The organism is Tumidithrix elongata BACA0141, from assembly GCF_036349135.1.
GTDB classification, from domain to species: domain Bacteria; phylum Cyanobacteriota; class Cyanobacteriia; order Pseudanabaenales; family Pseudanabaenaceae; genus Tumidithrix; species Tumidithrix elongata.
In genome coordinates this window covers 24,585-49,034 of the sequence record NZ_JAZBJZ010000030.1, presented here as the reverse complement: position 1 = coordinate 49,034, position 24,450 = coordinate 24,585, and the positions used below count along the sequence as shown (strand labels likewise).

Annotated in this window: 19 protein-coding genes; 11 read left to right on the top strand and 8 right to left on the bottom strand. The window is 46.2% G+C overall.

The window, feature by feature from the left end; translation table 11 throughout:
• Positions 1–291: 291 nt before the first annotated feature.
• Entirely contained in the window at positions 292–813 is a 522-nt protein-coding gene (locus V2H45_RS09740) for an exonuclease domain-containing protein (protein ID WP_330483445.1), read from the bottom strand.
• A 168-nt stretch (positions 814–981) separates the two neighbouring features.
• Positions 982–1,659 carry an SDR family oxidoreductase gene (locus tag V2H45_RS09735; protein WP_330483444.1) on the bottom strand — a complete coding sequence of 226 codons (678 nt, stop codon included), beginning with the start codon at positions 1,657–1,659 and terminating at the stop codon, positions 982–984.
• Between the two features lie 227 nt (positions 1,660–1,886).
• Here V2H45_RS09735 and ffh point away from each other — a divergent pair, with 227 nt between their 5' ends.
• From ffh to V2H45_RS09720, 3 genes are all read left to right on the top strand, one after another.
• Complete coding sequence (gene ffh / locus V2H45_RS09730) at positions 1,887–3,311, top strand: signal recognition particle protein (RefSeq protein ID WP_330483443.1); 1,425 nt, start codon at positions 1,887–1,889, stop codon at positions 3,309–3,311.
• A 97-nt stretch (positions 3,312–3,408) separates the two neighbouring features.
• Positions 3,409–4,281 (top strand): isoaspartyl peptidase/L-asparaginase, encoded by an 873-nt coding sequence (locus V2H45_RS09725; RefSeq protein WP_330483442.1) that lies wholly within the window; start codon positions 3,409–3,411, stop codon positions 4,279–4,281.
• 69 nt (positions 4,282–4,350) lie between these two features.
• The gene (locus V2H45_RS09720) at positions 4,351–5,379 is read left to right on the top strand and encodes an NAD(P)/FAD-dependent oxidoreductase (protein ID WP_330483441.1); all 1,029 of its coding nucleotides are present in this window, start codon (positions 4,351–4,353) and stop codon (positions 5,377–5,379) included.
• 1 nt (position 5,380) lies between these two features.
• Here V2H45_RS09720 and V2H45_RS09715 read toward each other — a convergent pair whose 3' ends face one another.
• From V2H45_RS09715 to V2H45_RS09700, 4 genes are all read right to left on the bottom strand, one after another.
• Positions 5,381–5,566 carry a hypothetical protein gene (locus V2H45_RS09715; RefSeq protein WP_330483440.1) on the bottom strand — a complete coding sequence of 62 codons (186 nt, stop codon included), beginning with the start codon at positions 5,564–5,566 and terminating at the stop codon, positions 5,381–5,383.
• 56 nt (positions 5,567–5,622) lie between these two features.
• Entirely contained in the window at positions 5,623–8,718 is a 3,096-nt protein-coding gene (locus tag V2H45_RS09710) for a 7TM diverse intracellular signaling domain-containing protein (protein WP_330483439.1), read from the bottom strand.
• A gap of 122 nt (positions 8,719–8,840) precedes the next feature.
• Positions 8,841–9,596, bottom strand: a complete 756-nt coding sequence (locus V2H45_RS09705; RefSeq protein WP_330483438.1) for a MinD/ParA family ATP-binding protein — start codon at positions 9,594–9,596, stop codon at positions 8,841–8,843.
• 3 nt (positions 9,597–9,599) lie between these two features.
• Complete coding sequence (locus V2H45_RS09700) at positions 9,600–10,571, bottom strand: GAF domain-containing protein (protein ID WP_330483437.1); 972 nt, start codon at positions 10,569–10,571, stop codon at positions 9,600–9,602.
• 478 nt (positions 10,572–11,049) lie between these two features.
• Between V2H45_RS09700 and V2H45_RS09695 the strand changes: the two genes are divergently transcribed.
• From V2H45_RS09695 to V2H45_RS09670, 6 genes are all read left to right on the top strand, one after another.
• Positions 11,050–13,902 carry a COG1470 family protein gene (locus V2H45_RS09695; protein WP_330483436.1) on the top strand — a complete coding sequence of 951 codons (2,853 nt, stop codon included), beginning with the start codon at positions 11,050–11,052 and terminating at the stop codon, positions 13,900–13,902.
• Between the two features lie 52 nt (positions 13,903–13,954).
• Positions 13,955–15,385 (top strand): pentapeptide repeat-containing protein, encoded by a 1,431-nt coding sequence (locus V2H45_RS09690; RefSeq protein ID WP_330483435.1) that lies wholly within the window; start codon positions 13,955–13,957, stop codon positions 15,383–15,385.
• Between the two features lie 135 nt (positions 15,386–15,520).
• Positions 15,521–15,847, top strand: a complete 327-nt coding sequence (locus tag V2H45_RS09685; protein ID WP_330483434.1) for a type II toxin-antitoxin system PrlF family antitoxin — start codon at positions 15,521–15,523, stop codon at positions 15,845–15,847.
• Positions 15,848–15,849: 2 nt separating this feature from the next.
• A complete protein-coding gene (locus V2H45_RS09680) occupies positions 15,850–16,347 on the top strand; it encodes a type II toxin-antitoxin system YhaV family toxin (protein WP_408648761.1) in 498 nt (165 codons plus the stop codon).
• A 294-nt stretch (positions 16,348–16,641) separates the two neighbouring features.
• The gene (locus V2H45_RS09675; protein WP_330483432.1) at positions 16,642–17,739 is read left to right on the top strand and encodes a PDDEXK nuclease domain-containing protein; all 1,098 of its coding nucleotides are present in this window, start codon (positions 16,642–16,644) and stop codon (positions 17,737–17,739) included.
• A gap of 145 nt (positions 17,740–17,884) precedes the next feature.
• Entirely contained in the window at positions 17,885–19,786 is a 1,902-nt protein-coding gene (locus V2H45_RS09670) for a PP2C family protein-serine/threonine phosphatase (protein ID WP_408648762.1), read from the top strand.
• A 40-nt stretch (positions 19,787–19,826) separates the two neighbouring features.
• Here V2H45_RS09670 and V2H45_RS09665 read toward each other — a convergent pair whose 3' ends face one another.
• Positions 19,827–20,354, bottom strand: coding sequence for a pentapeptide repeat-containing protein (locus tag V2H45_RS09665; protein WP_330483430.1), 528 nt, complete (start codon positions 20,352–20,354; stop codon positions 19,827–19,829).
• A gap of 109 nt (positions 20,355–20,463) precedes the next feature.
• Between V2H45_RS09665 and ilvN the strand changes: the two genes are divergently transcribed.
• Positions 20,464–20,970, top strand: a complete 507-nt coding sequence (gene ilvN, locus V2H45_RS09660) for an acetolactate synthase small subunit (RefSeq protein WP_330483429.1) — start codon at positions 20,464–20,466, stop codon at positions 20,968–20,970.
• Positions 20,971–21,043: 73 nt separating this feature from the next.
• Here ilvN and V2H45_RS09655 read toward each other — a convergent pair whose 3' ends face one another.
• A complete protein-coding gene (locus tag V2H45_RS09655) occupies positions 21,044–22,678 on the bottom strand; it encodes a glycosyltransferase family 39 protein (protein WP_330483428.1) in 1,635 nt (544 codons plus the stop codon).
• A gap of 314 nt (positions 22,679–22,992) precedes the next feature.
• On the opposite strand from V2H45_RS09655, the gene V2H45_RS09650 reads away from it, so the two are divergent.
• Positions 22,993–24,348: a tetratricopeptide repeat protein gene (locus V2H45_RS09650; RefSeq protein ID WP_330483427.1), complete on the top strand. Its 1,356-nt coding sequence runs from the start codon at positions 22,993–22,995 to the stop codon at positions 24,346–24,348.
• The last annotated feature ends 102 nt before the right edge of the window (positions 24,349–24,450 follow it).

The following is a 24,450-nucleotide window of genomic DNA, read 5'->3' as shown; positions in this document are numbered from 1 at the left end:
GGATGATTCAAATCCTCCTAAAACGTCTTGCTTAACTTCTCAAACACTCTCTAACGCTTGATAACGACTTTGTTTTTTCTTCTTCTGCTTTAGGCAAAGCCAGATTGAGAATCCCGTTTGTATATTTCAGAAGTAACTCTATTATAACTTACTGGTGCTACATGGAAGCCTGAAAATCCCTATATCTAGGCTGTTTTAATAGGGCTCAGCCCTAGCCCTACGGAACTTTTGGCTTCTTTAAAGTTCAAGGAATTTAGGGAGTGAAGAATGTGCTAGACCCTTGCTTACAAATTACCCCAAACTAATTTTGAGCCCATACTTCTCTTTGAGTTGTAAAAGTGCCTCCGCATTACCCCGCACATCATCGACAGGATGGTGAGTATGGGCAGTTTTTCGCAAATGCTTAAAGTTAACAAAGGTATCTTTAACCAGACCTTTATAAAGCGAACCAAGATTCGACGATGAATAGCCAAATGGGTTCTTCCCACAAAAATGATGGAAGTACCAATTGATAAACTGCCAGTCAAATCCATTGTTGTCTGAGATAAAGAGGGGTCTTCCTGAGCTTTCCGCTTCAATCCAATCGGCAAACTTTTCCATTGCCGTTTGAGGTTCTGCAAATGTTAGGGTTTCTTCGCGGCTAAACCCACTAATTTTGAGAGCTTCTGGAATCCATTGTGCTGAAATTGGTTTGAGTTGGGCATAAAACGTTCTACTCAGTGACGGCTCTACCACGATCGCGCCAAAACAAATCATTGAGTAGTCCCCTGGAATTGGCCCATCAGACTCCACGTCAACCATGATGTAACTCATCTGTACCTCACATACCCCTAGGATCTCATTACACTAATTATAGGTATGTAACTATGCGCTCCCTGCGATCGCCTTGTTAGTTTGTCCTGAATGAAGAATGAAAGAGATTGAACTTTGGGCAATCCTAGAGTTCAATCTGGAGTCACGCACGATTCGATTGGGATTTTTTTAGGCAAGATTGGCAAATAACTCTGCGATGTCAGTAGATTGCTCGGTGGTCGGCACTGCAATTCCAGCCTTCGCAATTACCTCTACAATTTTGTTGCGAGCGGTAGCCTGAAATAAAGCATCCACACAGACTTTCGCTACCTTAGGGCGAGGAATACTGCCTTCAAATAGGGTGTCAGCTGGCTTCATAATCACGACATCATCGTTATCTTCGTACTTGAGTCCCCCCGGACGCACGATTGTATAGGGCAGACCGCTCACTTGCAGAAATTCCTCGGCTTGTTTTTTCCAAAATAGAACCAACCAAAATAAGTTTAAGGGATGCAAGACTAAGGAAGTGCAGAGGGATGACACCATCACAAATTGTTCGATGCCCTTGGCTTTGGCAGCATTGACTAAGTTTTTTGTGCCTTCGTAGTCCACCATATAGGGCGCAAAGGGATCGAGGCTAGGCTTTGCACCTGTCGCTGAGAGTAAAACCGTACAGTCAGCGATCGCATTCACAAGCGTTTCTTTCTGTAAGACATCACCAACCACCAACTCGACTTCGGCTGGCAAAATTTTCTTGGCAGCTTCTAAATCTCTGACCAATGCCCGCACGGGAATATTGCGCTTGACTAATTCGGCAACAATGCAGCGACCCGTCCCGCCTGTTGCACCTGCGACAAATGCTTTCATAGAGTTTTTGACTTAATATTTGTTATGCCACCATCTTAATCTTACTTAATATTTATAGGGTCTGCCGTAAGGGCGAGAAGGACAACGCATTAAAACTAAGGAACAGGTAATCGGTGATGGGGAATTGGTAAAATGAGCAATCAGCATTAAGCTTTTGGGACACCACTGATAACTGCTTACTGAATAACTGACAACGACTCACTGATTAGAAGGCACGAAAAACTACTATGTTCGACGAAATTACCGAGAAATTTGAGGCTGCGTGGAAAAAGTTACGCGGTCAGGACAAAATTAGTGATTCCAACATCCAGAGTGCAATTCGGGAGGTGCGCCGAGCCTTATTAGAAGCGGATGTAAACCTGCAAGTAGTCAAAGAAGTCGTCGAGCAGATCTCTAAGAAAGCTTTAGGCACAGAGGTGGTGGCAGGCGTCCGCCCCGATCAGCAGTTCATCAAAGTGGTCTACGACGAGTTAGTGAAACTGATGGGTGAGGCAAACCAACCCCTCGCCGAAGTAGAGCCTACACCGACAATTATTTTGATGGCGGGTTTACAGGGGACGGGTAAAACCACCGCCTCAGCAAAACTGGCATTGCACCTACGCAAACTCGATCGCAGTGCCTTACTGGTAGCAACTGACGTCTATCGACCTGCGGCGATCGATCAGCTCGTAACCCTGGGCAAACAAATCGATATTCCTGTCTTTGAGCTGGGCAGCGATGCCGATCCCGTCGAGATTGCCCGTCAAGGGGTGGCACAGGCAAGAGCGCAAGGGATTAACACCGTGATTGTCGATACGGCGGGACGCTTACAGATCGACCAAAACATGATGGCAGAGTTGGCAAGAATTAAGCAGGAGATCCAGCCGAATGAGGTTTTGCTGGTCGTCGATGCGATGACGGGTCAAGAAGCCGCCAATCTCACCCGCACGTTTCACGAGCAAATCGGGATCACTGGGGCAATTCTCACCAAGATGGATGGCGATACCCGGGGTGGTGCGGCGCTTTCAGTGCGCCAGATCTCAGGACAGCCAATCAAGTTTATTGGGGTAGGTGAAAAAGTTGAGGCGTTACAGCCGTTTTACCCCGAACGTATGGCTTCTCGGATCTTGGGTATGGGCGATGTGCTCACCCTCGTTGAAAAAGCGCAGGAAGAAATTAATCTTGCCGATGCTGAGAAACTCCAAGAAAAAATTCTCTCGGCTAAGTTTGACTTTGATGACTTCCTCAAAAATACCCGCATGATGAAAAGCATGGGGTCATTTGGCGGACTGCTCAAAATGTTACCCGGCATGAAAGTCAACGACGCGCAGTTGCAGCAGGCAGAAGTTCAGCTAAAACGCTGCGAAGCCATGATTAGCTCCATGACCAAGCAAGAGCGCCAAGATCCCGACCTGATCGGCAAAAGCCCAGGGCGAAAGCAGAGAATTGCCAAGGGCTCGGGTTATACCAACCAAGATGTCACCAAGTTGGTGGCTGACTTCCAGAAAATGCGGACGCTGATGCAGCAAATGGGTCAAGGGAAAATGCCCAATATGCCCGGGATGGGTGGCTTTCCAGGCATGCCGGGGATGGGTAATCAGGGGAATACTAGTCCTAGTGGGTTGCCCTATGGAAAGAAAAAGAAAAAGAAGAAAGGGTTTGGGGAGTTGTAGGGTTTATTAGTTGACAGTTGATAGTTGTCAGTTTTGAACTAATTTCCAATAACTGTCAGATCTCAGTCTCAGTAATTTCAAGATATATCGCTAAAATATGCAGCCTAAGTTAATTATTCATGGTGGGGCAGGTAGCTCGCTCGAAAGTAAGGGTGGACTAGAGCCTGTACGCCAGTCTCTTCATGCCGTGATCGCCGCCGTCTATCCTTTATTGTTACAGGGTGAAAGTGCGATCGCTGCGGTCGTCAAAGCCTGCCAACTGTTAGAAGACGATCCCCGCTTTAACGCAGGGACAGGCTCGGTGTTGCAATCTGATGGGCAGATTCGCATGAGTGCCTCGCTGATGGATGGCGATCGCCAAAGCTTTAGTGGCGTCATTAATATCTCGCGGGTCAAAAACCCGATCGAGCTGGCTCAAGCGTTACAAACCAGTGACGATCGCGTTCTCTCAGACTATGGTGCAGCCGAGCTAGCCCGCGAACTTGCCGTGCCGATTTTTAATCCGCTCACCGATCAACGCTTGCAAGAATGGATCGAAGAACGCAAGACCAACTTTAGCCGCAAAATGGCTGAGGTGGCGATGGGAACGATTGGCGCAGTGGCGCTCGATCGCTCTGGTCGGCTTTGTGCGGGCACATCGACAGGAGGACGCGGGTTTGAACGCATCGGACGCGTCAGCGACTCTGCAACGGCGGCGGGCAACTATGCCACACAAATGGCTGGTGTAAGTTGCACGGGAGTAGGCGAAGATATTATAGATGAGGGGCTAGCAACTCGGATCGTGGTTAGGGTGACGGATGGTCTAAGCCTCCAGCAAGCCGTCGAAAAATCTTTTGACGAAGCCCGATCGCGCGATCGGGACTTTGGTGCAATTTGTCTGGATGCCAGCGGGGCGATCGCTTGGGGTAAAACCTGTGCGGTCTTGTTCGCTGCGTATCATGATGGAAATTCGATTGGTGATACGCTGTAATAGATTTGAAAGCATTGTTTGTGCTATTAGGTTTCGTTTATGTTATTGGCTTAACTCAGTGGTTCAACTATGAAAGACGTGATGATTATTGGTGCGGGTTTGGCAGGTTTGACCTGCGCTCGGCAACTTCGCCACGCTGGATTTAAGGTCACCATAGTTGAAAAATCGGCTGGTGTAGGCGGACGCATGGCAACGCGACGGCTGCAAGGAACTTGGGTCGATCATGGGGCACAGTACATCACCGTGAGGAATGATGGCTTCGAGCGATTTATTAACAAGCTGGAAGAAAAAGGCATCGTCCAAAAATGGACGCGAAATTTTCATTACCTCACAGAAAATGGGCTGCGACCTCCAACTGCCGATGAGATGTATCCCCGCTATTGCTGTCCTGCGGGGATGACCGCGATCCCGAAATATTTAGCCAACGAGCACCTTGCCAACGACCAAAAAATAATTTTTAACACCCGTATTGTTGCGGTCAACTGTGATGCTGGGAAGTGGCAACTGATCACCGACCAACGGGAACTCTTAGAAGCAACAGCGGTGGTCGCAACCATGCCTGCGCCACAGTTCTTACCCCTATTTGAATCTGTGCTTGCCCCTGCACCGAACTTTCAACAGGCGGTACGATCGGTGAAATTCTCTCCCAGTATCACGATCATGGCGGGCTATACGCCCGGGAATACGGTGCTTCCAGAATGGCAGGCGATTAAATGCCTGAACGACCCTATTTTGAGTTGGATTGGTTTAGATAGCAGTAAGCACCCTGACAAAGCCATCCAACCTGTGTTTGTGTTTCAAAGTACGGCGGAGTTTGCCAAACATTCTATGGAGGAGTCAGACTTAGAATTGGCTGGTAAGCCGATCTTAAACCGAGTAGGCAAACTTTTAACAAAGTGGTTAAGTAGTCCCGAATGGTGGCAGGTACATCGGTGGCGCTATGCGATCGCCGAAGAAGTCTTAGGTGCTGCTTGTCTATCCACTTCCATTCCATTGCCTCTGGTTTGCGCGGGAGACTGGTGCGCTGGCTCAAATGTGGAAGCTGCCTATCAATCAGGTCTAGCGGCGGCTGAGTCTTTAATGGAATTGGTGAAGTAGTTCAAGCAGCGATCGCTTCTTGGGGTTTCTTATATACCGTGAATTCGGGATAAGGTATTGAGGAGCGTACAAGCGTTCTGGGCGAGCACAGGGGCATCGCCCCTACCACAATTCGTAGGGGCAGCGGATGGTGCGTGCCTGCCCTGATTTGCTGGATAAATGGGATTTTTGGGAGAGAATTTGGCATTTACGGCATCAATAGCTCAGATAAAGGGTTTCAGCTTTTCTTATCCCGAACTGAGGCTATATAGATTCTAAAATTGATTTCAGGGCTTCTAGGCGAACGGGTTTGGCAATAAAATCGTCCATACCCGCCGCAATGCAAATATCGAAGTTTTCCGTCAGAGAATTTGCTGTCATTGCAATAATTTTAATTGGGGTAAAGGGGCAGGGGTCTTTGCTCTTTGTCTCCATGACTTTCCGATCCCTCTCCATCTCTCGAATTTTGATGGTTGCCTCTAGCCCATCCATCTCAGGCATTTGCATATCCATGAAAATGACGTCATAGTCTTGCCGATTGAGAATCTCTAGTACTTCCAAGCCATTATTGGCAAGATCGGCTGTATAGCCCAAGTTCTTTAGCATTTTTATGGCTACTTTCTGATTGACGATGTTGTCTTCAGCCAGCAAAATCCTCAAGGAATGACGGACAGCCTGATTATCCTTTTCTTTATTGGTTATTTTTTTGTTCGTTATTTCTCGCTCTAGTGAACTGGAACTATCGGCATAAAGATATCGTACGCCAAGGTGTTCGGCAATCTTTGCAAACACCGTCTCTTGCTGAACGGGTTTACGCACGTAATCATCACAACCTGCTGCTAGAACCAGCGATCGCTTTTCTTCAAAAGCACTGGCAGTTAGAGCAATAATCACGGTCTTTGAGAATTTGGAATTGGATACCATTGATTCCTTTTCTGCTAACAGACGTTCTCTCTCTCGGATCTTGCTTGTAGCTTCATAACCATCCAGAATGGGCATCCGCATATCCATCCAAATTAAATGGGGTTTCCAACTTTCCCAGAGGGCAACTGCTACTTCCCCATTCTCTGCTTCTTTGAGTTCAAAGCCAATGGGAGAAAGTGTTTTCAGGATTAGCTGGCGGTTTTCCCAGACATCATCGACAACCAGAATGCGGTAGATAGGTAAATCGGGAGCCAGCGCGATCGCTCGTTGGCGTGGTGCCTGATTTTCCTGGTCTATAGGAGATCCCAAGCATGCTTGGATCCAAAACTGAAATGTCGTTCCTTGCCCGATCGCACTGCGAACCTTAACTTCTCCACCCAATAGCTGAATAAATTTTTGGCTAATCGGCAATCCTAGCCCCGTTCCTTGCTGAGATTGCTTACCAGATGCAGTTTGTACAAAGGGTTGAAATAAAAGGTCCAGTTCATCCGCAGAGATCCCCACCCCCGTATCTTCGATCTCAAAATGAACTGCGATCGCAGTGGGATCTTGGAACCCATCTGAAGTTGCCGATACCCGCAACGTTATACTGCCATAGTTGGTAAATTTAATGGCATTCCCCAACAAATTAATCAAGATCTGACGTAACTTCCCTTCATCTGTTTGAATAAATTGAGGTAGGTTAGGAGAATACTCAAACATGAACTGTAGTTTTTTAGAGCTTGCTCGTAAAGCAAATATCTCTTCCAAACTATTTAAGAATTTGTATAGATCGAAGCTATTTTGGTTGAAACTAATATAGCCAGCCTCGATCTTAGACATATCTAAGATGTCGTTAATCAATTCCAACAAATGATCGCCACTACGACGAATGATACTGAGATTTTCTAACTGTTCGGCTGTAAGCGAACTGTCTCCTCCCATGATTTGAGAAAACCCAAGAATGGCATTTAAAGGGGTTCGCAGTTCATGACTCATATTGGCAAGAAATTCGCTCTTGGTGCGATTGGCAAGATCTGCTGTTTCTTTTGCCTGTTTTAGATCCTTGGTGCGCTCTGCTACGCGCTGTTCCAATTCATCTTTCGCTTTCTGTAATGTAGCAGACCATTCATCCTTGAGCCGCAGAGCCTCTTGTTGTTCGCGCATGACTTCTACTTGGGCTTCCACCTTTTCTTGCTTCAAAAGATTGATGCGATCGCCAAGAGCAAGGGAAAGCATAAACACCATAAACACCAGTCCTAAGCGCAGGCTCTCATCTGTAAAGAAGTTGCTGGGAATGAGATTAAATAGGGTTAAACAATAGGCAAATGCACCAATCAGCACGAGCGAATAACCGATGAGATAATAGCGAGCGGGTCGATAGCCTCTTTGCCAAGATTGCACGCCAACGGTCATACCGATTGTGCAGCTAATTGCCAGCAAAGCTACAGCCATTTGAGCAACAGGTCGATAACTGCCAAACACTGCTGCCGCTATGATACATAGCCATAGGAAATTCACGCTCAAAATGATTCTGCGAAGTCGGGGACTGTAAATCTTGGTCTGTAAAAATTCATTCATGAAATTGAGCACAGCGATCGCGGCGATCGCTGCCAGAATAATAATTGCAACATTGTTCCACCAGATCTGCTCTGGCCAAAGATATTGCAACCCAAACCCATCAGTGGTAGCAACCCAAGTACCACCACTTAAAACAAACAGGACGTAGTAAAAATAGCTGCGTTCTTTGAGTACCAAGAAAAGAATGAGATTATAACCACTCATCACTAAGAGAATGCCGTAAAACCCTCCCAAGAGAAATTGTTGGTGATAGCGATGTTGGGCAAAAGCCTCTAACGACCAAAGTGTAAGGTGAAGCGGCAAACTGCTGGTCGTTTCAAAACGCAGGAAAATCGTTTGTTCGGCTTGGGGGACGAGAGGGAGTTTAAAAACAGAGAGGCGATCGTCTACCTCTCGAATTGCGAAGGGATAGGAGTCCCCTGCATATTTAACAATCCATTTTTGGGGCTTTCGATCTGATGCTGCGACATTTTGAGGCTGTTGAGTGCGTTCGTCAGGCAGGTACAGTGCAATGCGATCGATTAAAGGATAGCCTATTTCCAATCGCCATGCTGTCCTTGGTGATGCTTGATTGCGAAGATGTAACCGCACCCAGTAGGCGGAATGGGTAAATCCATAGGAAGGCCGTTCAGTTTGGTTGCGGACAAACTGTTGTGACAGTGGTGGTTGGTTCACCGCATCAATTGTCCATTGCGCCGATTTATCTTCTAAAATCTCTAAATATGGGCCTAAGGGATATCGATCTTGAGCGTCCTGTAAAATGAGAGAAGATGGATACGCCAGAACTTGGAGCGGTAAACTTAGAAGTGCCAAAGCCACGATTAGCAGTATCGCAAAGAATATATCTAGGAGTGGCGATCGCTGTGGGGAAGTCATGCAAGATAAGCGTTCCGAGTGCCGCAAGCTCTTATAAAAGCAAAATCAGGCTCTTGTGAAATCAGAAAATAGCTACTCAGTTATGTTAACACTCGCATCATGATTTCTTCGGTATGCTATTCCTAGGCAGTAATGAGATTTGCGATCGCTTGATATTCCAGACTAAGCGGATGATTGGGGTGGAGGAGCAAGAATAAGCCATTACTGGCGAGCAGCATCATATCTTCGCTGTTGGGTAATACACCCGCCACAGGGACTTGGTATGTTGTTTTGATTCTGGCTTTTAGCATTTCTTGGTCGAAGCTGGGTAACATGCGATTGATCACTACCAGCATCTGCGATACACCGAGCTTACGGGCTACATCAATGGTTACGGCTGTGCCTTGAAAGTCTTGTTGATCGGGACGCATGAGCAGCACCAAAATATCAGACATCGTGATCGATAGGAGGGTTTCCTCATTCAGTCCAGGATGGGTGTCAATAAATAGATAATCTAACCCTAAGCGATCGATCAGCGCTTCAAAGCCATCTTGCAAAATCTCAACACTAAACCCCTCCCGTAAAATCTTGGAAATGTCAGCCATTTTGATGCTTGACGGAACGAAAAAAACACAGCCGTTCTGTGCTTGAACCTCCTTAGGGCTGACATCGTAGGCGGCTTTGTCGATAGAACAGTTGCCCCATAGATAACTATTTAACGTAAACTCAATGCGATCGAGATCTAATCCAAATAAAACGTGAATTCCTGGGGATTGAATATCGGTATCGATAATGCCCACCCGTTTGCCTTGACAGGCGATTGCTACGGCTAAGTTAGCCGTAGCATTGGACTTCCCAGTTCCACCTCGAAACGAATGCACTGAAATAATTTTTGACATAACCTACTGATCGGATAACTCACGATGTCTATTGCGTCTCTGTCGGTGCTCTTCTGCTTTTTTGAGCAAAAGCCTAAACTGCTCAGTTTCCGTAATTTCGGCTACCTGCTGCACTCGATTTACTTCATCAATCTCAAGCCGTAATTCTATCAACTGTTGTTGCAATTTGTGTTCCCGTTCTTGAGCTTGGCGCATCTCATTTTCATAGGTAAGTAGATTGTCTATGGCTGGCGTGACTTGAGATGCAATTGTTTTTAAAAGCTTGAGATCGCTAGCACTATAGCGAATCGGGAGATCGTTACTAATATTGATTACCCCAATGATTCGCTCTTTTCCGAATAAAGGTACGCAGATCATGGAATAGATGGGATACGCCCCCTTAATAAATCTGGGGTCAGCGATCGCGTTGTTAATTACTTCACCTCTGCGTTGCTCGATTACAGAAGCCGCAATCCCATTCTTTAGATCGATAATCGTCCCAGGGGTATAGTTGCCAGCCGTGCCAAATCCTGCTACTAGTTCTAGGTCGTTTCGATCGCGATCGCGATTGACCATGATCGAAGCACTACTAAACTCTAAAACGCGTTTAGCCGCTTGTACGGTTAATTGGGCGATATCTTGGATTCCTTTACAACTGATTAAGCCTTCGGCAATGTGATATAGACAGTTGATCTCTTTAGATCTTTCTAAAGCCTCATTCGTAATAGTTTTCTTTTCCAATTCCGATCTGTACATCGCGGAAAGCCACTTAGCAATGGTATCTGCATGACGCTCAGCGATCGCCCAACCCACAACTTGCGCCTTCCAGCCAATCGGAAATTTTTCCCCAGAGATCTGACGAACCTCCCCATATAGAATCTCGCCATCAAGGTCTTGAATGGCGATCGCAGTTGTATCCCCCGCCATACAATCCAGTAAAGCGAGGACTTCAGGCTTCAGAATTTTATTTAAACGAACTTGGATTGCCTTTGGCACGTGACTTAAGTTCCCTATGGCTGCTTAGGGATCGCTAGCTATTGCTTCCTGTGTAAGCTTAATATTATCCTAGTCTAGGTAAGCATCAACACAAGCTTACTGGGGCATCCTAACTTTTACTATTTTGTAATGTTATTCAGTAGGCATTTTATGTAAATCAACTGTTTGAGAAAATGTGCTTTTACTGAACAATGAATAAAACTTTTAGCCATCGTACCTTTAGCCATCATATTGTATTGAAATATCTATAAGATTCATGATTGCAACTAAATCTCAGTCTAAATGTCAACAGAATAGACTCCCCAAAATCTGTTGTGTCATCCTTACAGATTTTTCCCTTTTTGACCATGCTTCGGCTTTTATCAGCCAATTACCAGACAATTAATTGTTTTGTCAAACAGAAGCTTGTGCAAAGATCTCTTTCTCGTAAACAGGTGTTGGTAACGATCGGATCTAATCTAAAGGGGTGAATTAATTCATGAGAGGAGATCAGAGCTATTCTACGGAGACCAACCCAAAAGTGGCAACAGACACTAGTGCTGGTGTCAGCATGGTTGATATTCTGACGTTACCAACTAGGCAGCAACAGATTGTCAATTGGATTATTCGCCGCAAGGAATGCGGCATCTCTGAAATTGCTAGCCAAATTGATGAAGATGAAAACTTGGTTCGGGCTGAACTTGAAGCGCTCGTAGTGCAGGGCTTTTTGCAAGAAACTCGAATTTTAGGCGAGACGCGTTACTCGATTAAGTTAGCAGCAAAGCGCCAAGCAAACTCTATGAGTGACTCTCAAGCACTCACTCCCGGTAAGCCTCTCTCTACGATTATTAACCCTTCTGGCGAAATCGTGGTTACGCCAGGGTCTGAGTTTGAACTTTGCGTGACGATTACCAATCAAGGAAACCAGAGTGCGATCATTGATGTTTACCTTGATGAAGTCTCTGGTCTTTTGCGTCAATGGTGTGGATCGCCATTTGAACGTCTTGCTCTGAGCTATGGGCAGAGTAGTGAAGTTGTGTTCTTGATTCAGATTCCACCTGAGGCAACGCCTAATACCTATAATTATCTGCTGATTATTGATGCGCCTCAGCATTATCCCGAAGACACTCCCATTCAGCATTTGGGAAGAGTTACGGTCACAGCATCCGTACAGGAAGTCGTTAAGATCAACGATCCTACCTTTAGACTGCTGCCTCGCACCAGTTCAGATGCTCCCCACCCCCTCCAACCCAACGAACCTTTCCAAGTCACGGTCACGGTTTTAAATCGCTCCGATCGCGTCGATCGCTTTCGGGTGTCTTGCCCAGAACTCGATACAAAATGGCTGACGATCCATTATCCCGAAGGTCTACCTTCCTTGGGTATTATTAACGCCGCCGATGGGTTGCAGCTTAATCCGGGCGATCGCGGCGATATTCGACTGACCATCAAACCTCCGATCGACACTTGGGCTGGGGTTTACGCTCCTACCATTCGCCTACATTCATCGAATAGTCCAGAGTTGATGCTTTTGGATGTGATTTACATAGAGGTATTGCCGACTTACCAGATTGACGTTGAGTTGCTGACGTTGCTGGGTCGTGTCAAACGCCAACCAGCGCTTTATGATGTGCGTCTCCACAACCGTAGTAACTTGATTCGTGAAGTCACATTTCAGGCAAGAAGTACCGATCAAGTCGATCTATGTACCTACGTGTTTGCACCTGAGTCGGTGAAGATCTTACCGAAAGGAGGTGTGAGAGTTAGCCTTCAAGTACAGCCCACCCAGAAATGTAAGCCTCGCTTTTTTGTAGATCGTTATCTTCCCTTTATGGTGGAGCTAGAGGATAAAGAAGGCTTTCCATTACTGAATAACCGCTATCCCGGGAATTTAATTATGGAATCCCGTCCTTGGTGGCAGTTCCTCTTGCTGCTTCTGAGTATTTTGGGAACCATTGGTTTTATTGTCTTCTTAATTTGGTGGTTCTTCTTTCGTCCGCCTGCCAGTCCGCAGGTTGTGGAGTTTGCCTCCGAAGCAAATTCCTATCGTGAAGTCGAAGGGGAAGCGGTGCGTCTGAGATGGCGTATTACCAATCCCAACCGTTTGCAAGAAGTTGCGATCGCGGGCATGTCACCCGATGGCAAAATCATTAGCGCTCCTGTCACTTACAACTTTAGTCAGGGCATTCCCGCCGAATTAAAGAAAAATTGTACGATCGAGCAAGTCCTGATTTGCCAGAATGTACCGACAGACGCCCATAAAGCGGGTAGTTATGTGTTTGAGCTAAAGTTGGTACCTAAAGATGCCAAAGGTGTTCCCGTCGCTACGCTCAAAACCAGTACGGTTTTGATTGAGCCAATTCCTTCTCCTAAAATTGCTGAATTCACTTCGACTCGCCCCCTCTATGCCGAACTCAAACCACCTACAAAGGGAACGAGTTCCAACCCCAACGCAAATCCCAACACAGCAAAGGAATCCTCCACAAGCACGGTAACTTCCACTAGTTCCACATCTTCACAAAATACCACGACATCCTTACCGAATAGTGTTGTGCTAATCCCAAACGATCCGAAAGCTGACCCTAAAAACCCGCCACTTCCCAATGGACTGATTCAGTTGAATTGGAAGATCGATAATTTTAGACAGCTTAAAGGCGTGACGATCGTAGGGCGATCGCCTGAGGGTGAAGTCAACAGCCCCCCCGTAACCTATGACTTTAGCCGAGGTATTCCTAAGAACTTGCAACTGCTTTGCAAAGTTGCCCAAGACCAACTTGTCTGTCAAAGCGTGCCTACCGATGCCCTCAAACCCGGAAGCTATGTGTTTGAGCTAACTACAATTTCCAGACAGATACCCCAAGATCCTAAAGCTCCTCCAGAAGCAAAGAAAACAGACACGATTAAGATTGCACCCTTATCTTCGCAAATTTTGGAACTCAAGGTCAACGGACAGGAAGCATTACCCCAATATTCCTTTAACGTTACGCCTGATATTCCTACAATCTTGACGATTAGTTGGAAAGTGGAAGGATCCGCTGCCATGAAGGTCGAACTGCTACCCGCGCCAGGTACAGTACCACCCGTAGGTCAGGCAGCGATTACCCTTAGCCCTCAAACCGCATCTGAGAACTATGTGTTACAGGTAACGGGTGCAGATGGCGAGAAGGTGGTGCGATCCTTTGTCGTCCAGACGATCGCCCCTCTCCAAGTTCCACCCTCAGCGGATGCGAAGACCGCACCACCGATCCCCCCTGTCCCTGAAATTGATTCTCCGCTCGTGCCTAGCGATCCATCGGGTCGTCCTAGAAGCGATTCCCTTTCTCCTTCTGAGTTGCCACCTCGGCGAAATTAAGAAATGAATTGCATTACCATTTATGTATCGACACAGGACTAGATTCAACCTTATGCAAACAGAAGATTGGTTAGCGCCCTGCGATTCTAAAATGGCGGATCGCCGCGAAGGACAGAAAAAGGGTTGGGCGGGGGTAGCGATCGCCTTACTCTGTGCCCTTAGCGTGCATCCCACAGCAGTCTTGGCTTACAACCAAAGCCATGTCGATCAACTGATCAAAACCCGCGCCTGTGCCGAATGCGATCTGCCCAATGCCCGACTGGGGGGAGCCGAACTCAACAGTGCAAATTTAAGAGAAGCCGACCTCAGATATGCCGATCTAAAGGCAGCAAAGCTAGAAGGGGCAAACCTAACCGCAGCAAATATGATCGGAGCTGACCTCAGAGAGGCTCTGCTTTCAGGGGCAAAACTAATCGGTGCCAATATGCTAGAAACCAAGCTAGCAGGTGCGAACTTCTTTCGAGCCAATTTGAAATTAGTCAATCTGGAACGGGCAAACCTCAGTCAAACTGTGTTACGGAATGCCAATTTGGAGCAAACCAACATCAGCAACGCCAAACTCGATGGGGCAAATCTCGATGGAGCGAATTTGCGATTAGCCGATCTACAAAAGTCCGATCTGAGTAACGCGCGCTTTAAGCATGCCATTTTAACCAGAGCTAACCTAGAGTCAACGAATTTATCAGGAGCGACGCTAGAAAGCGCCAATCTAGAAGGAACCAGCCTCGCAGGAGCAAATCTCTTCCACACCGATCTGAGGCATAGCAAAATTGACGGCGATACGGCTTTCGATCCCAAATGGCTCCTAGTCTGGAAGGTGGCGAACCAACGGCTAGAAGGTCAAAGCCTTGTCAAAGCCGACCTGTCTGGCGCAAATCTGGAAAAAGCCAGTCTCGAAGGAGCAAATCTCGAAGAGGCAGATCTATCGCAAGGCTATCTGTTTATTATCAACCTGCGGCGGAGCAATCTCACCCGCGCCAATTTAACCACTGCCAACCTGCGTTATGCCGACCTGAGAAACGCCACCATGGTCGAAGCCAATCTAGGCGGGGCCCAACTCTATAACGCCAATCTAGAGGGAGCCGACCTGCGCCTAGCCAATCTGAGAGAGAGCAAAATCAATCTGGAGACCGTGCTCGATCGCAAGTGGCGCATTGTCTGGGAAATTGTCAATGTCGGTGCTGAAAATCGCAATCTCGCTGGTGCGGATTTGGCAGGCGCAAACCTAAAGCTAGCAAGACTGAGAGGCGCAAGATTAACTGAAGCTAATCTGAGAGGCGCAAATCTGAGCGGAGCTGATTTAGTCGGTGCTAATTTGCTCAAAGCCGATCTGTCAGGAGCCGATCTATCAGGAACCAATTTGCGAGCTGCTACCCTGAATGGCGCAAATTTACGCGGGGCAAATTTAGAGGGAGTTTTGCTCAATCAGACCAGCTTATGCGGGGCAATCATGCCCGACGGAGAAGTCAAACGCTGCCAATAGCCATTTGTAAAAAGCGTCTAAAAAGATCGTGAAGAGTAATACACCTTCATGGTAATTTGCCGATCAATCTTGACAAGACAATGCATTTGCATTACCTTTGTTTTAAAGTTTAGCTGCCAAATTTTGGAGGTCGCTATGGCTGAAATACTATCCCCTTGCTCAGAATCTACCTTGACCGATCGCTATCAAACCACAGTTCCCGAACCTGTTCGTAAGGCTCTTGGCTTGAGTAAGCGCGATAAAATCTGCTACACGATCCAAAATGACGGTCGCGTCGTAATTTCTCGTGTCGGACAGAGCGATCCTCTGCTTGGAAAGTTTCTAAACTTTCTGACAAAAGATATCGCAAATAATCCCGATCGCTTACAAGCAGTTAGTGCCGATTTAGCCAGCCGCGTTCAGTCTTTGGTTGCTGGGCTGGAAGTCGATCTTGATGCCCAACTCTTGGATGAGGATGAATAGTCTTGTCTGTGAATCAGCCGCTAGTCATTAACGGATGGAGCATATTCGCTCATGCTCTCTTTCTGAATCAATTGGAAGCACTCATAACCCAAGTTGAGAATTTACGTCAGAAGTATCCTCAAGATTACAGGAAGAAAAATGCCACAAAGCGTCTGGCCGCGATCGCAAAGCTAACATTTGAAGTGATTCCTCAAGATCCAACCCGAAGTGAATATCGGCAAGGAACTACACTTGGAGATGACTACAAGCACTGGTTTAGAGCGAAGTTCTTTCAGCAATATCGACTGTTTTTTAGATATCATCTAGAGAGCAAAATCATTGTTTTCGTCTGGGTCAACGATGAGAACTCTAAGCGAGCCTACGAAAGCAATACAGATGCTTATCGAGTTTTCAAGAAAATGCTTGATAGTGGGAATCCTCCAGATGATTGGGAAAAATTAATGGAAGCTGCAAAAAGCGAAACTTATCGTTTAGAGAAAGTCTTTAAAGTGGATATTTAATTCACTAAAAATGAGTAATGCGATCGGCTATTTCGTAAACGTAAGCATTTTGGTTTTAAACAGGTCTACATCCTCTGCCAAACGTTGTGTGAGATCTAAATCTCCCTACGTGAGGCTTCTGTCTACACCAAGCAATACCTTCCCCACAGATTTCTCGGTGCATTCAATCCACTACTGGTAAGACAAGCCTAAAATAGTGTGTAAAACCATAGGGAATTTGCCCACCATTAGCCCTGTCGGTCCACTACAATTACGCGATAAACTGAAAAGGATTTTAACAGAGGCGATCTGGCAATGAAAAAAGAACGCTTAACCCGTGGGAATAAACGAGAAGGGGCTTCATTGCCCATCGCACCTAGCAAATTGGAACTGCCAGAACAATATGCCGAACTTTTTCTAGAAATTAAAACTAAAGTTAGTAGTTCTCGCCTACGGGTGGTGATGTCTGCTAATTCAGCATTAGTCATGCTTTACTGGGAGATTGGGCAGTCGATCTTACGCCGCCAAAAACAGGAAGGTTGGGGTGCTAAGGTCATCGATCGCTTATCCTACGACCTGCGGGATGCGTTTCCCGATATGCAGGGGTTTTCTCCGCGCAATCTTCTCTTTATGCGTGCCTTTGCTGAAAATTACCCAGACAGCGAAAAAGTGAAACAGCTTGTTTCACAATTACCTTGGGGACACATCATTCTTTTGATGCAACGGGTCAAAATGCCTAGACAGCAAGACTGGTATATGAGCCAGTCAATTCTTCATGGCTGGAGCCGCAATATTCTTGCCTTGCAAATCAGTAACCAGTCCTATGAGCGTCAGGGGAAAGCAGTCAATAATTTCACTGCTACACTACCGCCTGCTGACTCAGATATGGCAACACAGGTTTTTAAAGATCCTTACCTGTTCGATTTTTTGGGCACTGCCGATCCTCGTCGCGAACGGGAGGTAGAGCAAGCGTTGGTCGATCACATTCAAAAATTTTTACTGGAATTGGGGAATGGCTTTGCCTTTGTTGGTCGTCAGGTTCATCTGGAGGTTGGTGACAGCGACTTTTACATCGATTTGCTGTTTTATCATCTAAAACTGCGCTGCTATGTGGTCGTTGAACTTAAAGTCGTTCCCTTTGACCCAGCTTTTGTTGGCACGCTCAATCTTTATCTTTCTGCTGTTGACGATCTTTTGCGTCACCCTGATGATAAGCCAACAATCGGGCTTTTGCTTTGCCGCTCTAAAAGTCAACTGGTAGTGGAATACGCCTTACGCGATTTCAATAAACCGATTGGGGTAGCGGATTGGGAAACGCAAATTACTCGTGCTTTGCCTAAGGAACTGGCTTCTAGCCTTCCCTCGATCGAAGAGATTGAGGCAGAATTACAAAGCGAATTGAAGACAAATTAATGATGCACAGCGTTAATCTTCCTACATGCGGCAGTTTTGATTGTTGATACGATCTCATGCCCTTGCAACAAGATATCCTAGGATACTAGAAGTTTATCTGGGGTCAGACTTGAACTTACCATTGTTTCGGCCTGCGATCGCCTTGATGAATCGCCTGAAATATCCGCAGAAATTTGCGCTGATTAGCCTCGTGTTTGCCATGCCGCTGATCTTGGCGATGTATCTTTTGCTTTCAGAAATTAACAGTCGGATCGATTTCGCCCAACAGGAACTCTATGGCAGTCAATATCTCCGCCCCCTTAGCAAACTATGGCAGTACGCACTCTCTAATCAACCCGTAAGCCAGATTCGCAGCTCTGACCCGATAGACGATCGCTTGCTTCAAGACTTGGCGAATCGCGATCGCAACCTAGACGAAAAATTACGATCTACCGAAAAATTCAAGCTCCTCGAGCAGTCATGGCAAAATCTGCATCGCCAAGACAACCCCAAAAATCGGGAAGTATATCGCCAACTCAGCGATCGCATCGAAAAATTAAGGGCGCATGTGGGTGACACATCCAATTTGATCCTCGATCCCGATCTAGATACCTACTACCTCATGGATAGCAGTTTACTCAAACTTCCAACTATGCAGAAAGCTTTGGCAGAAGTTAAACTGATGAGTCTAAAAATTGGCGATCGCAGGCAAATCACGCCAGAGGAAAGAGGGCGACTGATCGAATTATCTGGACTGTTGAAAGAACAAGCCAGCGACCTATCCAGAAATCTCAATACCGCCTTTACGAATAATCCTGCCAGTAATCTTCGTGCTAAATTATCGAGACCTCTAAAACTTTTCCTTGACAACTCGCAACAGCTTTCAGATGTATTAGATGAATTAACCGAGCCCAATACCCAGCTATTTGCTTCCACATCTGTTTTAGTAAAGACAAACTTCGACCAAAGCTTTGCGCTCTGGGATCAAATCGTTGATGAATTAGATTTCCTCTTGCAACGACGGATCGATGGATTTCGACAAAGGCAGCTATTCGGCTCCATTTTTGTTCTCATTACCCTATTGGTAGTTGTCTATCTGTTTATCGCGTTTTATCTGGCTGTCATGAAGACCGTGCAAGACCTTGATGTTGTTGCCAAACGCATGACCAGTGGCGCTGCCGATGAGGAGATCCAAAATATTACGCTAGATACACAAGATGAACTAGGACAGGTGGTTGAATCTTTTAATCGCATTGCCACGGCTCTGGTATCTGCCAGTCTAGAAATCAATCTCCTCAACGAAAGGCTCAAGGTTGACAACCTTCGCATGAGTTCGGAGTTGGGAATTAGCCACGAACTGCAACAGATGCTCTTACCTAGAGAAGAGGAACTCAAAAAAATCAAAAATTTAGATATTGCTGGATTTATGGAACCAGCCACTGAAGTCGGTGGAGACTACTACGATGTTTTGATGGTTGGCGATCGCGTCAAAATTGGAATTGGGGATGTCACAGGACACGGGTTGGAAAGCAGTGCGATCATGATTATGGTGCAAACAGCAGTACGAACGCTATTGATTCACAATGAAACCGATCCTGTGAAATTTCTCAATACGCTCAATCGCACGATCTACGACAACGTTCAACGCATGAATTCCGACAAAAACCTATCTCTGGCTCTGCTGGACTATCATGATGGCAAACTCACTCTGAGCGGACAACATGAAGAAATGATTATTGTGCGTGCCAATGGAACTGTGGAAAGATTGGACACGATCGATTTAGGCTTTCCCATTGGGCTTGAGGCGGACATTGCAGGTTTCATCGATCGCGCTCACGTCCAACTCAACGCAGGTGATGTGGTCGTACTCTACACAGACGGTATTACGGAAGCCGATAACATGAGGCAAGAGCAGTATGGGTTAGATCGATTGTGTGAAATCATCAGCCAAAATATTCAGAAAACATCCGCTGAAATTCGGCAGGCAGTGATTCAAGACGTGCGATCGCATATTGGCGAACAAAGAGTGTATGACGATATTACTCTCGTCGTCATGAAGCAGAAATAGCAGAAATAACCGTCACGGCTCAGCATCCTCAAAATGTCTGCTAATCTCCCTGCGTGCGGCAGTTTTGATTGTTAATCGAATTGTCTGGCATGATCGTGCGGCAGAGCTTGGCATTGCGGAGATTAGTCCCCTTGGTTACGGCATCTGTCAATCTAGCATTGGTCAAATCTGCCTTGGTTAGATCGACATCACTCAAATCTGCGTTGGTGAAGTTAGCACCTCTAAGGTTGGCATTGTATAGGTTGGCATTTTGTAGATAGGCTCCATTCAGATTGCCACCGATCAGATTGGCATTACTGAGATTCGCCGCTCTGAGATTGGATTGGCTGAGGTTAGCGCCATTGAGTGCGGCACTATCGAGGTTGGCATTACTGAGATTGCACTCAGGGCAAGAACGGGTGGTCAAAAGCCGATCGATGGGGTCGGCAAGCACTGGGGCAGAGATCGCCGTCTGCACGCCTAACATAATCGCTGCTACCCACCAAAATTTTGCTTCGATCATAGATTTCGTCCAGCAATTCACAAATAAATAGTTGTTTGAGGCGATCGCCGCCAATTTAAACATCATAATTTGAAAGAATTAATAGGTTATTAATTAAGTTGCTAAAAATTACGCAATCTAATTCACTAAGATTAGAGATCGCTGATTTATTTTTACTAATTTATTCGATCGCGCCATGAAACATACGCTCTCAGTTGTCGTTGAGGATGAGGCAGGAGTTCTTACCCGTATTGCCAGTTTATTTGCCCGTCGTGGTTTTAACATCGAAAGCCTAGCTGTGGGCAGTGCCGAACAAAATGGTTGTTCTCGCATCACGATGGTAGTGCCCGGAGACGATCGCGTGATCGAACAACTGACCAAGCAACTCAATAAACTGATCAATGTGATCACCGTACGGGATCTGACTGAAATTCCCTGCGTAGAACGCGAACTAATGCTGATTAAAGTCAATGCTAACCCTGCCAATCGCTCGGAAGTGATTGAAATCGCTCAGATTTTCCGCGCGCGCGTGGTGGATGTTTCTGATGATTCGCTGACAATTGAGGTGGTAGGCGATCCCGGTAAGATGGTGGCGATCGTCAAAATGCTGCAAAAGTTTGGCATCAGGGAAATTGCCCGTACGGGTAAAATATCTCTAACTAGAGAGTCTGGTGTAAATACGGAGTATCTCAAGGCTTCCTAGATGAGAATTATGTAAGCGATCGCTAAACGAGTTCGTGAATTCGCACAGCAAGCAAAGCGATCGCTTTTGAGCATCAGCTTTTAGTTCTTGGAACTCGCCATAGCCCTCCCGCACCAGATAGAACCTCTAACTCTTGTCCCTTTGCCTGAAAATAGAGGCGCAATTTACCTGAAGGGCGAAACACCAGCCAATCGGAGTAGGTTTTCGATAGCTCTGGGGGCTTTTGCGTGCGAGCGAAGCTCAGTAACTGAAGTTTCACCTTATCTTGAAGTCGATAATTGACAGAAAATAAATCAGCCACATTTATGCCTTCCCCTTCGTCAATCAGCAAGAGGGGGCGTTGCATGGCATTGATTTGGTCAGCAACCTCAGCATTAAAGTGGCTGGGTTCATTACTCCACCATGTATTTGACAGGGCACTCACAGAACAAGAAGCAATACTGCAAGTAAAGAGCAAAGCCAGTGCACTGCGCCAAAACCAGTGAGAGCGAAAGGATTTTACCTCTTCTTTTACTTGTTCCTTAGGGGTTTGGTCGGACTGAGGTTCTCTAATTTCTAGATTTGTTGCCAGTAAATAAGCAACTGCTAACTGCACAGCAGGAAAGCATGGGATTAGATAGCGACTAACGGAACTGCGGTGACCGCCCAAAATAATATCGGGTAAAACCAACATCAGGAAAGGTACAAAGATTGAGGTTAAAACAAATAGCCATATTTTTTGGCTAGTGCGACGATATAACAAATATAAGCCTGCCACAATCGCACCAAAAATTGGAAGCCTAAAAATGTATGTCCAAACATTATCAAAGCCAACATCCAAATCTAGAAACAAGGCAGTAAAACTGAGCATCCAGAGTTTACTGACAATCAACCAAGATATTTCACTACCTGTCCAACTAGTTCCGCTTAAGGCTCTTTGATAGTTACCAACTAAAACTACGATCCAAGGACTATAGAGAATTAGGGTCGTTCCAACAGAACCCAAATACTTCAAAAAGAACGAGCGATCTTGAGAACTCCTTCTGTCGCGTGCATTCCATAAATACAATAAAAACGCATAGACTCCATGCCCGACGATCGTAAAGCTAAAAAATGGATGCGTGTACAGTCCGATCGCATTGGTAACTGCGTAAACACCCCAACTGAGCAAAGTTTTTTGGCGCATCACTCGCAATAAGCAGAAACTACTGGCGATCGCCATCACCGTCAACAGACTGTATTGCCGCGCAATTTGCGAGTATAGGACATCAAAAGGCGATAGAGCCAAAAATGCGACAGCAAGTAAGGCGACTAATGAGTTGCCAAATAGCTCCATAGCAAGACCATACATCAAGGGTAGCCCTAGCAAACTCAACAAAATTGCTGGCAATCGCATTGAGGCAATATCGCTGCCGACAAACTGCATCCAATAGCGAGAGAGTGCGTAATAAAGCGGTGGATGTTGTGGATCTTCGAGCGCGAGTGACCGAACTGTATCCGAGAGCGTGCTATTAGGCTTTAGCTGCTGATATTTCAGCAGGTCTTTTGGAGAGTAGAAGCGATCGCTAAAAATCTCTTGGGCAATTTCTAACGTGGTATAGCCTGCTGAACGCAGAGAAGTATGCACCTCGTCATACGAATATAGTTTGCGGTCGATTTCTGTAAACCGAAACCCGATGCCGATCGCAATCGCGATCGCTAATAAAATTGAGAGTATGCGTCTTTGCATGAGCCTAACGATCCATCAACAGTTATATTGAAACCGAGGAGTACGAATTTCTCAAAAAGTACTTTTACTGCTTTGTAAGTACCATAATTCCCAAAGTTTCAGCTATATTTCCTGATGATTTTTTGCTCCTGACAGCTCTAAAATTGCGTGCGAACCTAGTAAGGACTGGAAGCCTTTGCAGGCAAGATGCCTGCGCTACAAATTCCACAAATGAATTGCAATTCATTGAGGATTTCTATAGCGATCTGTGGCGATTGTGGAGCGATATTGGTTAAATGGGTAAAGAAGGCTTATATCCTCATTCTCTAAACACTATGGCGCAGGAACACTATAACCAGGGAATCGCGAAGGCTGCGGCAGGAGACTATCTTGGGGCTGTCCATGCCTTTAGCCGTGCCTTGCAGGCTAATCCTGAATGGGTTGAGGCCTATTATCGACGGGGTTTAGCCCTATTTGACTTGGGCGATCGCCAAGGTGCGATCGCCGACTATAACCAAGCCCTCACACTTCAGCCAAAATTTCTCGATGCTTACTTGGGGCGGAGTATGGCGAGGTTGGCGATTCAAGATTTAGAGGGGGCGATCGCCGATGTCAATCAAATTATTCAACTTACAGGGGCTGAGAATCCTAAAGCGGCGATCGCTTATCAAACCCTCGGACTGATTCACAAAAAGTCAGGGAAGCCAATCGAAGCGATCGCGGCTTACAAACAGGCAGCAAATTTATATCTCACCCAAAAAGATGAAGTCAGTTGTCGTCGCTGTATTGAGAGTTATCAACAACTTCAAGCTACCCAACCACCTTCACCCGAAGACTTTTTCCAACAGGCAGCGAATAAGGTCAAAGCCAAAGATTATCTAGGCGCGTTGCTCGATTTAAATTGGATGATTCAACTCGATTCGCAAAACATTAAAGCCATCTGTATGCGCAGTGTGGTGCAGAGTAAGTTGGGCGAGTACAAGCAAGCGCTGCAAGATGTCAATCAAGCCCTGTTCCTCAATCCTCAAGATTTGGGAGCAAAAATCGCGAGGGGAATCATTCGGACAGAGATGGGAGACGCGCAGGGAGCGATCGCAGACTTCGATCGACTCTTGCAAGAGCATCCTCGTTCCATGGAGGTATATGTAGCTAGGGCGGAGGCAAAATGCAAACTTCGCGATTATCGACAGGGAATTGAAGACTTCTCACGGGCGATTAGCCTCCAACCCGACAATCCCGAACTCTATTGCGATCGCGCTGAGGCTCGGAATCAGTTTGGCGATCTGCAAGGAGCGATCGACGATTATCAACAGGCGGCAAACCAATGGTTTCACCAAGGCGATATGAAGCATTATCGGCAAGCGATCGACCAAATCAAATCCTTACAGCAAGCGATCGCAGTGAAGGAATCAGATCTAAAAAAGAGAACGAGCGACATTATTGAGAATTTACTCAGCGATCGGAGAAATTATGCTGTGAATTATCCCACCGCCAATCCCAATGTTTCGCTGCCCAGTTTGCCCAGTCCAGAAATCCAGCAGAAACTCTTGGGTTTAGTGGGGGGCAATATGGCGATGGCGCAACGGCTGATCGAGATTGCCAAACAAAATTATCCCAATATGCCTGAGGAATGGTATTGGAAAAAGGTGATTTTTGATATCGAAAGCGATTCTGAAAGAGATCGCCCGTAAATCTCTCCGATTGCGACGCGATCGCCTTAGGGGAACGAGATGAGACCGTGAAAATCCTAAAGTGTTTCTGTGGTTAGGTTTTAGAATCCTTGGGTTCGTCTA

Coding starts and splice junctions, on each gene's coding strand:
- V2H45_RS09740 (WP_330483445.1), bottom strand. CDS start 813: ATGAGTTACATCATGGTTGACGTGGAGTCTGATGGGCCAATTCCAGGG.
- V2H45_RS09735 (WP_330483444.1), bottom strand. CDS start 1,659: ATGAAAGCATTTGTCGCAGGTGCAACAGGCGGGACGGGTCGCTGCATT.
- ffh (WP_330483443.1), top strand. CDS start 1,887: ATGTTCGACGAAATTACCGAGAAATTTGAGGCTGCGTGGAAAAAGTTA.
- V2H45_RS09725 (WP_330483442.1), top strand. CDS start 3,409: ATGCAGCCTAAGTTAATTATTCATGGTGGGGCAGGTAGCTCGCTCGAA.
- V2H45_RS09720 (WP_330483441.1), top strand. CDS start 4,351: ATGAAAGACGTGATGATTATTGGTGCGGGTTTGGCAGGTTTGACCTGC.
- V2H45_RS09715 (WP_330483440.1), bottom strand. CDS start 5,566: ATGCCAAATTCTCTCCCAAAAATCCCATTTATCCAGCAAATCAGGGCA.
- V2H45_RS09710 (WP_330483439.1), bottom strand. CDS start 8,718: ATGACTTCCCCACAGCGATCGCCACTCCTAGATATATTCTTTGCGATA.
- V2H45_RS09705 (WP_330483438.1), bottom strand. CDS start 9,596: ATGTCAAAAATTATTTCAGTGCATTCGTTTCGAGGTGGAACTGGGAAG.
- V2H45_RS09695 (WP_330483436.1), top strand. CDS start 11,050: ATGAGAGGAGATCAGAGCTATTCTACGGAGACCAACCCAAAAGTGGCA.
- V2H45_RS09690 (WP_330483435.1), top strand. CDS start 13,955: ATGCAAACAGAAGATTGGTTAGCGCCCTGCGATTCTAAAATGGCGGAT.
- V2H45_RS09685 (WP_330483434.1), top strand. CDS start 15,521: ATGGCTGAAATACTATCCCCTTGCTCAGAATCTACCTTGACCGATCGC.
- V2H45_RS09675 (WP_330483432.1), top strand. CDS start 16,642: ATGAAAAAAGAACGCTTAACCCGTGGGAATAAACGAGAAGGGGCTTCA.
- V2H45_RS09670 (WP_408648762.1), top strand. CDS start 17,885: ATGAATCGCCTGAAATATCCGCAGAAATTTGCGCTGATTAGCCTCGTG.
- V2H45_RS09665 (WP_330483430.1), bottom strand. CDS start 20,354: ATGATGTTTAAATTGGCGGCGATCGCCTCAAACAACTATTTATTTGTG.
- ilvN (WP_330483429.1), top strand. CDS start 20,464: ATGAAACATACGCTCTCAGTTGTCGTTGAGGATGAGGCAGGAGTTCTT.
- V2H45_RS09655 (WP_330483428.1), bottom strand. CDS start 22,678: ATGCAAAGACGCATACTCTCAATTTTATTAGCGATCGCGATTGCGATC.
- V2H45_RS09650 (WP_330483427.1), top strand. CDS start 22,993: ATGGCGCAGGAACACTATAACCAGGGAATCGCGAAGGCTGCGGCAGGA.